This is a genomic window from Candidatus Kryptoniota bacterium (assembly GCA_036567965.1).
GTDB lineage: Bacteria > Bacteroidota > Ignavibacteria > Kryptoniales > JAKASW01 > JAKASW01.
Genome location: DATCTN010000021.1, coordinates 44,450 through 57,689 on the forward strand (window position 1 = coordinate 44,450; position 13,240 = coordinate 57,689).

The 13,240-nt window shown below is 50.5% G+C and carries 10 protein-coding genes; 1 reads left to right on the forward strand and 9 read right to left on the reverse strand.

All coding sequences use genetic code 11. From position 1 onward, the window contains the following. Positions 1-3: 3 nt before the first annotated feature. The gene (locus tag VIS48_08485) at positions 4-2,604 is read left to right on the forward strand and encodes a two-component regulator propeller domain-containing protein (GenBank protein HEY9166181.1); all 2,601 of its coding nucleotides are present in this window, start codon (positions 4-6) and stop codon (positions 2,602-2,604) included. A gap of 42 nt (positions 2,605-2,646) precedes the next feature. Here VIS48_08485 and xylE read toward each other — a convergent pair whose 3' ends face one another. The 9 genes from xylE to VIS48_08530 form a co-directional block, all read right to left on the reverse strand. Further along, positions 2,647-4,083: a D-xylose transporter XylE gene (gene xylE, locus VIS48_08490; GenBank protein ID HEY9166182.1), complete on the reverse strand. Its 1,437-nt coding sequence runs from the start codon at positions 4,081-4,083 to the stop codon at positions 2,647-2,649. 92 nt (positions 4,084-4,175) lie between these two features. Beyond that, on the reverse strand, positions 4,176-5,072 hold the full coding sequence (locus VIS48_08495; GenBank protein ID HEY9166183.1) for a homocysteine S-methyltransferase family protein: 897 nt from the start codon (positions 5,070-5,072) through the stop codon (positions 4,176-4,178). Then, positions 5,069-6,079, reverse strand: a complete 1,011-nt coding sequence (locus VIS48_08500) for a uroporphyrinogen decarboxylase family protein (protein ID HEY9166184.1) — start codon at positions 6,077-6,079, stop codon at positions 5,069-5,071. Before VIS48_08500 ends, VIS48_08495 begins: the two co-directional genes overlap by 4 nt. An 18-nt stretch (positions 6,080-6,097) precedes the next feature. Then, on the reverse strand, positions 6,098-6,817 hold the full coding sequence (locus VIS48_08505) for a vitamin B12 dependent-methionine synthase activation domain-containing protein (GenBank protein HEY9166185.1): 720 nt from the start codon (positions 6,815-6,817) through the stop codon (positions 6,098-6,100). Then, positions 6,798-7,841 carry a uroporphyrinogen decarboxylase family protein gene (locus VIS48_08510; GenBank protein ID HEY9166186.1) on the reverse strand — a complete coding sequence of 348 codons (1,044 nt, stop codon included), beginning with the start codon at positions 7,839-7,841 and terminating at the stop codon, positions 6,798-6,800. Before VIS48_08510 ends, VIS48_08505 begins: the two co-directional genes overlap by 20 nt. A 14-nt stretch (positions 7,842-7,855) precedes the next feature. Then, complete coding sequence (locus VIS48_08515; GenBank protein HEY9166187.1) at positions 7,856-8,524, reverse strand: cobalamin-dependent protein; 669 nt, start codon at positions 8,522-8,524, stop codon at positions 7,856-7,858. A 36-nt stretch (positions 8,525-8,560) separates the two neighbouring features. Continuing rightward, positions 8,561-9,775, reverse strand: a complete 1,215-nt coding sequence (locus tag VIS48_08520; protein HEY9166188.1) for a uroporphyrinogen decarboxylase family protein — start codon at positions 9,773-9,775, stop codon at positions 8,561-8,563. A 217-nt stretch (positions 9,776-9,992) separates the two neighbouring features. Beyond that, entirely contained in the window at positions 9,993-11,090 is a 1,098-nt protein-coding gene (locus tag VIS48_08525; protein HEY9166189.1) for a class I mannose-6-phosphate isomerase, read from the reverse strand. Further along, the gene (locus VIS48_08530; GenBank protein ID HEY9166190.1) at positions 11,080-13,236 is read right to left on the reverse strand and encodes a beta-galactosidase; all 2,157 of its coding nucleotides are present in this window, start codon (positions 13,234-13,236) and stop codon (positions 11,080-11,082) included. The genes VIS48_08525 and VIS48_08530 overlap by 11 nt, the downstream gene beginning before the upstream one ends. Between the last annotated feature and the right edge of the window lie 4 nt (positions 13,237-13,240).

Sequence of the window (13,240 nt, forward strand, 5' to 3'; positions counted from 1 at the left end):
AGAATGTCTGACTTGATCAGGCGCCTTATCCTGACCGTCCTCTTGATTGCATCGATGCTTTCGATGATGACGGACGCAGTTTATGCCTTAGATCCCCAAAAGACAATTTCGCAGTATGGTCACAATGTCTGGCTGCGACAGAACGGTCTTCCGGCAAATCTGGTGAACGTTGCATTCCACACTAGCGACGGATATTTATGGCTAGGCACTTCGGCCGGGTTGTTTAGATTTGACGGAGTGAATTTCACAAATGTCCCGACCAATCCACTAAATCCGCGTGACAGGGAAACAGTGACAGCGCTGTGCCAGACGAGCGACGGAAGTCTCTGGATCGGAACCATATTCAGCGGACTCCGCAGACTGAGTGGTGACAGCATGTCTGTCTACGGATTGAAACAGGGATTCTACGACACTCAAGTATGGTCGTTAATGGAAGATAAGTCGGGACATCTCCTCATTGGCACTTCAATCGGGCTATTTACATTTACGGCAGGAGGTTTCAAACCGATCCTTGAAAGCCCGAACTACGTTGCAGCTGTTTGTGAAGACTCTCTCGAAAGGATTTGGGTTGGAACGCATGATGGCGTATTTGTTTTCCCGGAATCTTTGCTGACGGATAAGTCCGGATCTATCAGGATGCAAAATATTTCGTCTAAAGACGGCCTGCCCAACGACGTAACAACATGCCTTCTTGCCGATGAGCGGGGAGGTGTCTGGATCGGGTCTTACAGCGGGCTCGCTTATTGGATAAATGGAAAGATCTCTACTTTCGGTATGAACAACGGGCTACCAGACTACCATGTCAATTCCATATTTGAGGACCGGGATGGAAATATCTGGGTCGGCACAAGAAACGGCCTCAGCAGGTTTAATGGCGGAAAGTGGACGACTTATAATCAGAACGACGGGTTGACCGACAACAATGTAACTTCATTCGAAGAAGACAATGAAGGAAGTCTGTGGGTGGGTACGTCGAACGGATTGAATCAGTTCGAAGACGTAAACATGACCACCTACACGACGAGCGAAGGACTCGCCAGCAATTACCTATCCAGTGTTCTGGAGACGCAAGATGGTACGCTCTATTTCCTGAGCGATCAGGGGGCGAGTGTCACAGCCATGAAGAATGGTGAGACGAGGGTTTACAACATTTCGGTTGGTCCCGCATACGTATCGCGTGACGGCAGTCTTTGGATCGGCCAGACCGGCGTGCTCAACCGCATCAAAGACGGCATCCTGACCTCCTATAAATCGGAAGCTGGAATCCCGGTCAAGTGGATCTCCGCCATAACTGAAGATAGTAGAAGCCTCATTATATATGTCGACCACACAGGCCTTTTCAGGTTTAAGAACGGGATGATCTCACCGTATAAGATTTCAAGCGGTGCGGAGTATCCCGCTGCAGAGGCTGTCATGTGTTTCTACTGGCAAAGGAGCGGCGACATATTGTGGGTGGGAGCGGCAGACTCGCTCGTAAAAATTGAAGGAGGGAAGATCACCGGTTACACGACCGCCGACGGACTCGCGGGAAACTGGAACAGTTCTTTTTATGACGATCACCAGGGGAATTTGTGGATCAGCTCTCCCCAGGGAGGTTTAACGCGTTATCATGACGGCAAATTCACAGCGTACAACACAAGCGTCGGACTATTCACTAACTCTATATTCTGTGTTGTCGGCGACAATGACGGCGGCCTCTGGCTCAGCAGCCCGAGGGGGGTAGGACTGGTCTCGCTAACGGAGTTGAATGATTTCGCCGCACGCCGCGTCGATAGTATCCAGACGAAGGTGTTTGGCGTCGAAGACGGAATGAAGCGGGAAGAGTGCTTCGGGTTCTGGCAGCCTGCCGGCTGGAAAGACTTGCACGGAAATATCTGGTTCGCGACTCGCGAGGGCGCGGTGACTTTTAATCCGCGAAAGTTCAAATTAAATCAAATTGCACCTTCGGTTCTTGTTGAGCAGGTCGTTGCCGACAATATGGCCGTACCTCACCACGGATCTGTTGTGTTACCGCCCGGGACAGACAAGCTTGAGTTTCACTACACGGCGTTAAGTCTTGCCGCTCCAGATCGGGTGATGTTCAAATATGAACTGGTGGGATATGACAACACCTGGGTTGATCCGGGAACGCGACGCGTGGCCTACTATACTAACCTTCCTCCCGGAGAATACAAGTTCCGTGTGATCGCGTGCAACAACGACGGAATTTGGAATTACTCGGGAGCTGAATTCAGTTTTAACCTGAAGCCGCATTTTTACGAAACCTACTGGTTCTACATCCTGATGATATTATTGTTTTGCGGAGTGGCGTTCGGAATCTATCGATTGCGTGTTTGGCAGCTCCTCGCAAAGGAGAAGGAACTGAACGTTCGTATCCAGGAAGCACTGGCAAACATCAAGACGCTCGGCGGCCTGATTCCAATTTGTTCTAACTGCAAGAAAATCCGCGACGATAAAGGCTATTGGGAACAGCTCGAAGGATATATACAGAGTCACTCAGAAGCGCAGTTCTCACATGGCATTTGCCCCGATTGTGCCGCGAAACTCTATCCGGATTACTACAAGTCGAAAGGCAATGAACCGGACAGTTCCTCCGGCCGATAAGCTCTGTACATTTCGTCCCGGGCGCGCATCCTGCCGGGTAAATCAGTTCGTTCCGCTTTTTTTCCAGAGGGCGTTCATTTGTTCGAGGGATACGCCCTTCGTCTCCGGAACCATTCTCCACATGAACAGTCCGGCGAGAATCGCCATCAGACCATATACCCAGTACGCAAACCCGTGGTGGAACATCTGTGTCAATAATGTGCTCTTGTCGAGCATGGGGAATGTCCACGACACGAGATAGTTTGAAATCCACATCACCGCCACTGAAATTGACATCGCTTTTCCCCTGATCTCATTCGGGAAAATCTCGGACAGCAATACCCATACGATCGGTCCCCACGAAAAAGAAAAGCCGGCCATGAAAATGAGCATGCACACGAGCGCGCCGATGCCGAGGCTGGAAGTTTGAAATACAAAACCGAGGCCGATCATTGATATCGCCATTACTCCCGCCCCGGCCAACTGAAGAGGCTTGCGTCCGAACCGGTCGACTGTGGTAATGGCGACGATAGTGAAAAGAAAATTCACGGATCCCACGATTAGTGTTTGCAGGAGCGCGGCGCTCGTCCCGCTGCCAAGGTTCTTGAAAATCTCCGGGCCGTAGTAGAGCACGACATTGATTCCCACAAATTGTTGGAAGAAAGCCAGAAGAATTCCGATCATCACCAACTTCAGCCCGAATGACAAGAGTCTTCCTTGCTTGAACGCGAAGGAGTTCTTGATCTCATCTATAATGCGACGCGCGTCCTCCTCTCCGTTAACCCTGATGAGTATCCGCAGAGCTTTCTCGTTTTGATCGTTCATGATAAGCCATCTCGGCGATTCAGGGATGAAGAACAGAAGAATGAAGAAAAGACAGGCCGGGATTATTTCCGAACCGAACATCCATCTCCAGCCTGATTCGTTCAACCACACCTCGTTTCCCTGGAATGAGACAAAATAATTCACGAAGTACACAAGGATCATCCCGATAATTATTGCGAGCTGGTTATATGAGACAAGCTTGCCCCTTTTCCGCGCCGGCGCGATTTCTGCGATGTACATTGGGGAGAGAAGCGATGCCATCCCCACTCCTATCCCGCCGATGATCCTGTAAATGGTGAATTGCGTCAGAAATGAATAACCGCCGGTTCCGATTGCCTTGTAACCCAATTCCGGAAGTGCGGAACCTACCGATGTTATCATGAAAAGTATCGCGGAGATAAGGAGCGATGTTCTCCGTCCGAATTTGTTGCTCATGAATCCCGCTATCGCGCCGCCGATAATGCATCCTATCAGCGCACTTGAGACCGCGAATCCGAGGAGAGAATTTGCCGACGTTTCCGCCAGCCCTCTCGGGAGTACGAAATAATAGTTGAGTGCGCTCACCGTTCCCGATATGACCGCCGTGTCATATCCGAACAACAATCCTCCGAGTGTCGCGACCAACGTAATTAGTAGGGAGTAAGAGTCTTTCTGATTTTCCTGAGAGTCATTCATCGTCATGCCCGGTTCTTTCTTTTCCCGACTGGGATATCAATATCATCAATCGGCAGATTCGATTTCCCCCTCGATTCGACGTGGAACGATCTTCACTTTCTCGATCGGACGACTTCCGCGATCTTCCTGATATGCTCAGGCGTTGTACCGCAGCATCCGCCGATTATGTTTGCGCCTGCTTCAATGAGCGGATTTATCCACAACACAATGTCCTCCGGTGATTGAGGATAGACCGTCTTCCCGTTCATCGTTAGTGGCAAACCGGCGTTCGCCTGGATGAGTACCGGTATGGTGCCGTCGACGCGCCGCAGTTCCTTCGTTATGTCGACCATTGCCTCGATTCCGTTTCCGCAATTAGCTCCGATGATGTCTGCACCTGAGGCGATGAGCGCATCTGCTGCAGCTTCCGGTGTTGTGCCCATCATCGTGTGGAATCCTGCTTCTTTATTCCCGTCAAACGTCATTGTACAGATCACTTCGCATGTAGTACTGTCACGCGCTGCTTGTATCGCGCAGCGCGCCTCTTCGATATCAAACATGGTCTCCACCACGATAGCGTCGGCGCCTCCGGATGCAAGCGCCTCTGCCTGCTCAGCAAAACATTTGTACAATTCTTCGGTTGTTATGTCTTCCATCATTAGAATTTTTCCTGTGGGTCCGACTGAACCGAGGACATACACATGGTCGCCGGCCGCTTCGCGCGAAATTTCTGCCGCGGTCTTGTTTATCAAGACAGTCTTGTCTGCCAGCCCGTAAGAGTGGAGCTTTACTCGGCTTCCGCCGAAGCTGTTGGTCTCGATCATGTCGGCACCGGCACTCACATAGCTTCGCGCTATGTCCAGGACTTCAGATCTGTGTTCAAGGTTCCACAGTTCGGGGCACTCGTTCAACTTGAGACCCTTCTTGTGGAGCTCGGTACCCCATGCGCCGTCCGAAATGAGGATTTCTCCGGCCAGGATTCTTGCCTTTATTTTATTCTTAGGGTTCAACGAGTTGTCTCCATGTAATCTAAAGGTTCGCAAAGCGCAAGAAGGTTCTTACTCGGCGTGCCCGCGGGAATCTCGCATCCGGCATTGACCATGAACGGGTTCCCCACGATCCTGTACGAGTTCACGACGTGTGACCGGATCGATGCCGGTGTCCCTCTCAAGACACCTGAGACGGGGTCGATGTTCCCGCTGATCGCAACTCGCGGGCCCACGGCCTCACGAACCGCCGCGAGATCCACCATATGGTCCACATCAAGAATGTCGACGTCGAGTCCGGCGATGCCCGGTAGAAGGTGGGTGATATTCCCGCAGATGTGAAGTCTGACTAATGCTCCGGACGAGTGTATCGCATCGACAAGCAACTTCTCTCTCTGTTGTATCAGAGTTTCGTAAGTCTCGGGCGGAAGCTGGCTCGCTACGGCGTCTCCGATCCCTATTGTGTCGGCGCCTGCAGCTACCTGTGCTTTCGCAAAACTTATTCCGGCTTGCGTGCAAATGTCCATCAGGTCTGCGACGAAGCCGCTGTCTTCTATCGTGTCCATCATGAAATTCGCCACGTCGCGCAGGTCGGCTGCTTCGGCTGCAGGTCCCTCGACCCAGCCCATAATCGAGAAATCTTTGGAATCCAGTCGTCTGTAATCCTCAATGGCCCGAATCCGGTCCGCCATCCTCGTCGATGTTTTGCTGTCGGGCTTTAAAAGGAATGACAGGTCTTTGGAATTTTCAAGTGGGTGAGTGCAGCGCGGTACACCATCGCGAACATAAGTTATCTTCCCGCCAAATCCCTCCGTCTCCCGGTATGGATCCGATATCGCGCTGAGCTGGTCGAAACCGAATTCACGCGCACACCTGCGGTTCGCCTCAACAAGTACTTGGAAATCAGAGGCGAACTCTCCGTAATTGGATCCGATACGCTCGGCGGCATACTGCATCACTATCGGGATGCGTGGTACATGGTCGACTCGTTCGCCCTTTAACATCCCGAGGTATCGTTCAAGGCTGTTCACCTGGAGCACCTTTCACAATTACTCAACAGAGTCATCCCGTCGTCTCAGATTCCTGTAGAGACAATCTGAATCCTCGCAGAGGCTGCAAGTATAAGGGTTGAATTTAACCGATGTTCCGATCCCGATTATACCGCTCACTGATTTTACGGGGCGCATAAGACAAGAATCTGTCAACTCAATTCCACAGAACCTGTCGGGAAGGAGACTGAATAGTTTCTTTTGCTCCGATACGTCCCATCCGCAATAGCCGGGGCTATAGCGGTTCGTGATTTTCAAGCCAAGCTTCCCAACATACTGCTTCAGTGATTCCTGGACATAATCCATCCCGCTTTCGACCGCCAGGGAACCGTAAACATCGTAGATATATCCTTTGAGAAAATCTCCTTCCTTCATGAGCGCTCTGGATTTTTCGATGATTTCGTTTCCCGCAGTGCAGACAAAAATGGCGATTTGCTCCGATCTTCTGAGTTGTTGAAAGACGACTTTTCTGGTCTCGAAATGTTTTTTTTCGGCAATAAGCATGCCTTGCTCGTCGTCGAATTCTAGACCACCGACTAACCTGTAGCCGCCGACCACTTTGCATAACATCCCGGCGTCCTCGAGGACTTCTTCGATTGTCTCGTTCACCTGAGGAGGAGCGGCTGCAGGCCCGTATCCGATTACAATAGCGATCTCTGATTTTGAAACGATAATGTCTTTCGATTCGATTGAATATGTCTCAATATCTGAAGGCGTCAATTACTCTCCTCTCATGTTTGGCGTTGAATTCCCTGACTGCCTTGAAGAAGGCCGCTACATTTTCTGCCGGCGTGCCTGGCGGGAGATCGCATCCGGAAGATATTATGAAATTCCCCTTCGAAATGGTTGCCGACAAGAGCTGGGCGGTTGACTCGTGAACTCTGTCGGGGGTGGAGGATTTGAAGACTCCGACGGGATCCAAGTTTCCCATCACGAGAACATTGGAAGGGACAATCGAGAGCACGTCGAGCAAGTCGACCTTATTCCCAAAGTGAAGTCCTCCCGCTCCGGTTGAGATCATCGATCGGGTTACGTGCCCGGTATTTCCACAATTATGGAGAATGAATAGAAAGCTGCCGTCTTGTACTTGAGATACAATTTCTCTGATATAATGAGAAGAGAAATCGTCGCATAAATCGGCAGACAACAATCCTGCAGCTGGTTCAGCCATGATTATTCCGTCGGCCCCAACCTTTTTTGTTTCCAGGATATATTGGGCGAGAAACAGTGAGCATTTTCTAACAAGAACTGATATCGCCTCCGGTTCGATAAGGATGGAGGTCATGATTTCGGATAGCCCGAAAAGTCTCCCAGCGAGTGAGAAGGGGCCGATGCAGACTGCAAACACAGGCTTGTCAGTTATTGTCTTTGTCACATTCTGTAGGGAACTCAGTTGCTGCCGGATGCGCGCCATATTGAGAGAAGGGACGACAAGTTTTTCAATGGCTGCCGAATCCTCGAGAAGCTTACCTGACAAGGAAGGTATTTCGTTTTCATGAAAATCCACGTCGGATCCGAATGCTTCTGCTTCGAGCGTCAAATCCATCATCATTGTTGCAGCATCGGGGGCGAATCGCTTTTGAATCGCGATAATCGCCGAGTATTGTACTTCATGAGATTTGACTGCATCGATTGTTCGCTTCCGAATAATCTCGATTCCGGGATGCGTCATTATCGGTATAGCAAGCCTCTTCGGGGAATTGCGAATGGACTTAACCCATTCTTCCATGTTGCGGTTCAACATCTCGGCATCTTCTTTCAGGTTGAGAGCTGGTTCAAATACTTGACTGCTCCCTGAGGATCCGGAGAGTAAAAGTTCGCGCCGATGCTCGCGCAGAAATCAGCGGACAGGGGAGCACCACCGACAAGTATTACCTTCTCAGGATATTTGTCGCGTATTCCTCTAACGATCGATCCCATGTTTGCCATCGTGGTTGTCAGAAGGGCGGACATCCCGACGACACAGTCCGGATATTTCCCGATCGCGTCGAGAAATTTCTCGCTCCTGACGTCGACTCCGAGATCGATTACCTCCCAACCTGCACCTTCAACAGTCATTGCGACAATATTCTTGCCGATGTCGTGAAGGTCGCCCATCACAGTTCCGACTACAAACACGCCCTTCCGTTTTATTTCGCCCGACGCGAAATAGGGTTTCAGGTGCTTCATCGCTGCCGTCATCGCTTTGGCCGCGATCAACATTTCGGGCACGAATGCTTTTCCTTGAGAAAATTTGTCGCCGATCCTCGACATCCCGGGAATCAGTGCGTCGTTAAGGATTTCCTCCGGATTGATCCCGATGTCCAGGGCAGCTTTACAAAGTTCATCCGCTCCATCCTGACCTTTCATCGCCGGCGGAAACGGCGACGCTTTATTGATTTTCCCGAACTCGATGCAGGTGGTCAGTTGTTCAAGAATCTGGTTCATCTAGTAGTCCTTTGAGAAAGAAGTCGATTTGTAAATTCAGTATTTCCTGTACTTATTAAAAGTGTCGATCACGGCCATGAGATTCTCTATCGGAACTCTGGCCTGAATATTATGGACTGTGTTGAATACAAAGCCTCCACCCTGCGCGAACGTCTCTATCCTTGAACGTACTTCGGATGCCACCTCTGCCGGCTTACCGAAGGGGAGTGTCTTCTGTGTGTCAACTGCGCCTCCCCAGAATGTGAACTTATCTCCGAACTCGGACTTCAGTCGGGCGGGTTCCATCTCGGCTGCAGAACACTGAACGGGATTCAATATGTCAAAACCAGAATTCGCAAACTCGGGCAGGAGACGGTATACCGACCCGCAAGAATGAATGAAGGATTTCCAGCCTGTATTCTTGTGGATCCAGTTGTTCACTTCTCTATGGAAGGGTTGATACAGATCGCGGTATGCTTCCACGGAAATGAATGGTCCCCTCTGCGTTCCGAAGTCTGTGCCGCTTATGAAAACGGCAGTTACCTTGTTTCCGACCTGTGTAAATAGTTTCTCGAGGTTTTGTATTCCTATCTCACATTGTCTCTCGAATATTTTGTACACGAAATCCCTGCGGGAGATTGTGCTGATGTACCAGTCTTCTATACCGCGGATGCCTTTGGGATTCTTAAGCCAGGGTGCGGGGACCATCGCGATGTCACCGAAAGCGGTACCGCCGAATGTTGCGAAGATCGCTTTATCTGTTTCCGCATAAAGGCGATCCGCTCCCATTTTGAAATGATTCAGGTCCTCGTCCGATATAGGAACGAACTCCTCGAGATTGTCGCGGACATCCAGGCGACTTTCGTCAATCTCTTCCTGTCTAACAATAGCGTCGAAGTAGAATCCTCCATTCGGCATCCTCCCGCTCGGAGACACGCTCTTGTCACCTTCGGGGTAGAGGAGAATGTCGCCATTGGGCTCGGGCGCCGTATTGAATCCTTCAGGGACGAGTACCGGGGTGCCGTCGAAGAGGCACCACTCCTTCCAGCCTTTGTTGGGGAATCCGAACATAGTCTTGCGTGAGATTAATCCAACAACGTCGATCCCGATCGAGTCCATGAGATCGCTTCCGACTTCTCCGAGCATTTGGTACGGTTCTGTCACTTTCACCGGAGTGCCGGGTGAATCGAGTGCAAGAGCCTGTCGGAGTTTATATAGTGTGCTCGCGTGAATCCCCGTAACCGCAGACCCGCCCATGTCGAATGGAACCATGTCAGGTTCCTTGTGGTCCAACGAGGTGAGGACTCTTTCTCTGGAGATCATGTTCCTGACCGCTTGCCCAAGTTGACCTTCAAAATTAATTGCAATAGATAAAATCAGAACAAATTTCGTCCGTTTCAAGGAAAGATTTGTTCATTTGACCGGGAAGAACGATGGATGTGGACTAAATCAATGTAAAAAATCCCGGGGAGGCACGGAGGAGAGACTTCTATTTCGGAGGGTAAGCAAAGATCATCTTCATGCCTTCGTCTGTTTTATACTCGACTTCTTTTGTTGAAAAGGGAATGAGAAATCTGTCGCCCAACTTGAGACCTTCACGATGGCCTCCTGCTGCCATCGAACCGATCCCTGACTTCACGATTCCCACATGAAACGAGTCGGATCTCCTCCGGAATTTGTTTGTGACATCAAGCTGTAACACTTCAAAACACCGGGTCTGCTTTTCATCAATGAGTATGTACTCGATTCCGCCTTTGCCGCTTCTCGTTATCCTTGGAGGACAAAAATGTTTTCGCCGCACATCCTCTCCGGAAGTTTGGGTGAAGTCGATCATTTCGATCGCGAAATTCACGTCCCGACCCATGAACCGTGATGGCTCCGGCAGGATGTAACCTCCTCGCTCAAACTCGAGTCTTACTACGAAGTCCGTTGGCTCCATGATCTCTATCATGAAGATGCCTTCGCCGATTGCGTGAGGCATTCCGCCTGGAATTAGAAATACGTCCCCGGCATGAACTGGAACTTTTTCAAAGCACGACAGCAATTCGCTTGTCTCCTGCTTCAGTACGATTTCCCGGAATCTTCCTTTTGATGGTGCATGTTGAAATCCGAGATAGATGTAAGGTTCGCTGATCTCCTTTCGGACTCCGAGAATGACGTACGCTTCTGTTTTCCCTGAATTGCTATTCAGATGCTTCTTCGCGAACTGGAGCGTAGGATGTGCCTGGATGTGAAGCCTGATATTCGAGTCCAGGAGCTTAACGAGAAATTGAGCTTCCGATCCGTACTTTGCGAAATGAGTCGGCCCGAGAATTTCTGCGGGGAATTTCTGAAGGAGATTCTTCAGTGAGATCTCTTTTTCACCGAGTGCCACCCTTGAGATTCCCTCATTAACGGATTCATTGCGCCCCGGATTTATCGCCGCAGTTGTTGAGCAAACCCAGTCTTCTGGAAAATGAGAATCATCCGCGTCAACTTTGCCCTCGAGCTGGTCGAGAAGCTTGCCGCCCAGATAGCTTCTCCAAACTCGATTAGGAAGAAGTCTGATCAGTGGAGGTATTGCGGCGGATGATTCTTTACTCGACAAGGAGGACGACCACCTGATACTGACGGATTTTGAGCGGGACCGAGATTGTCGACGTTTGTCGCGCGAACTGGAGTTCAGTGTCGGAGATGATATCCTTCACCGAGCGCACTTCAAGACCGTCGCAGTCCAGCTCAAGCGAACCGGATTTCGGAGTGTCTTGCGAATTGATGACATATACGATTCGCGCGGTTTCGGTCTCGTGAACTTTTATATCTAGGTATGAGTGATCGTTGGAATTGAACTTAGTTCCGAGAGTAACGCCCGCAACCGATGCAAAGCTCAGGACTAGCCTGTTCACTGGATTGTCCGTTCTCTTGAAGTAACTCGCGCCAAGCGGCACCGCGCAAAGGATCGCCCTCCCTTTGCCGTAACGGTTCTGAGTCACGGCGACCTCTCCGTTGTCTACAAAGGAGCCAAGAATATTCACGCTGCTTCTCGGGTGGAGATGCTCTCTGAAATATCTTCCCTCGAATTGAAAAGCCTCTTTCTTCACGGCAGCATTTATGCGAATTCTGGAGTTCTTATCAGATGCGATCCAGTCGGTCCGTGTCGCTCCAAACACATCATCGAGCCCCGCGCCTGGACTCGTAGTGTAGGCAAAATCTAGCTCGTCAATCGTCGCAGTCCGTGCATCAGCCACGATCCAACCGCCAAGCTTCACATACTCCTTGAGAATCTCAGCGCACTCGCGCCGCATGACGATCTGGAACGGAAGAAAAATAATTTTGTATTGTCCAAGAGATTTCAGGTCGATACCACGGTCCATCCTGACAATGTCCGTCACGATATTCGCTTCATGGAATGCTTTGAAGATGCCCGCATAACTTTCATACATAAATTTGTTGGTAGCCATTTCAGTGGTTTGCTCGAGTGTCTTGATCAAACCTACGACATCCACAAGGACGGCGACCTCAGCCTTTCGAAGGTGGGCGCGACTGAGCACTTCACCATACCTTTGGACCACAGCTCCGAGATCGCGGACCGCTTCACCTCGGGGTGCCAGCTCTCCATCGACGCGACATAGTCCCCTTCCGAGCGACTGGCGGCCCCGCGTAAATGGCCGCCATTTCCAGTAGACTAACCCTTTGCAATCATTGGATAGAGCTGTCCACGCTAAAAGTGTTACCGCGTCCTTCGTCAGGTAACCGTTGAGCGCGAGACCATTCTGGGCGTTCGTGAAGAGCTCCGTTAGGATGTAGTCCTTGTTACCCGCCGAACACCTGACTGCGTTGAATGCAAGGTTGTGCAGCCAAAATGGGACCTCCTCATTTCCATGCTCGCGTTCCCAAATGTCGGGGTAGTAAGAAATTCCATGTATATCATTCTTGTCGGCAAGTGGTAAGTCGTCGACATCGTAAGACCCGAAATCCTTGAAGCTCATCCAGGTCGTCCCGACGGAGTTTGCATTGACCGCGTGAGTTTTGTCGTATCTTCTCAATGTCTGAATCAATTCACCGAGAAGAATTCCATTCAGTTCGTTCCTGAATATTTTCCAATCTATCTGCGGCATTGAGGAGTCCCAGTTGTCATTCAGGAAAGGTGATACTTGAAGCCAGTTGTTGTATTCTTTCCCCCACGAACGCCGGAGCGCCGGCAAGGTTCCATACCTCTTCTTCAGCCAGTTCCGGTACCGCTCCATGACATGTTCGGCGTTGGAGCTGTAATGAGGTTCGTTCCATATGTTGTAGAACGCGAGTGCGGGGCTGCTGCCGTATCTCCCAATCACAGCTTTGAAGTATTCTTCGACGAGCGGGTACACCCTCGGGTCCGCGAAGTCCACGTTTTCTCTATTGTTCTTATTTCCATTCTTCAGATTGTACTGCTGCCACAGACCTTCGATCTCACTGAATTTCCAGATGGGGAAATAGTGACTGCACTGTTCCTCCTTGAGAAGCAACGGAACAAATTTCATTCCGCATGATTCGATCCTCCGTACGATGTAATCGGTGCGCGTCCACACAAGCTCTTTGGTATCGGGATCCCATTGGCTCATCGGGAAAATCATGACATGACTTATCCCCGCTGCCGTCATAAGCTCGATGTCCCTGTCGGCCCGCTTGAAGAATTGTTCGTCGGTTACGAACTCTTCATGGAAGATGTGGTACACCGTTCCGACGATGATCGAGCTCCCTGCGGAGAATGTCATGGGA

Coding starts and splice junctions, on each gene's coding strand:
- VIS48_08520 (HEY9166188.1), bottom strand. CDS start 9,775: ATGGTTCCATTCGACATGGGCGGGTCTGCGGTTACGGGGATTCACGCG.
- xylE (HEY9166182.1), bottom strand. CDS start 4,083: ATGAATGACTCTCAGGAAAATCAGAAAGACTCTTACTCCCTACTAATT.
- VIS48_08510 (HEY9166186.1), bottom strand. CDS start 7,841: ATGTTGAACCGCAACATGGAAGAATGGGTTAAGTCCATTCGCAATTCC.
- VIS48_08530 (HEY9166190.1), bottom strand. CDS start 13,236: ATGACATTCTCCGCAGGGAGCTCGATCATCGTCGGAACGGTGTACCAC.
- VIS48_08485 (HEY9166181.1), top strand. CDS start 4: ATGTCTGACTTGATCAGGCGCCTTATCCTGACCGTCCTCTTGATTGCA.
- VIS48_08515 (HEY9166187.1), bottom strand. CDS start 8,524: ATGAACCAGATTCTTGAACAACTGACCACCTGCATCGAGTTCGGGAAA.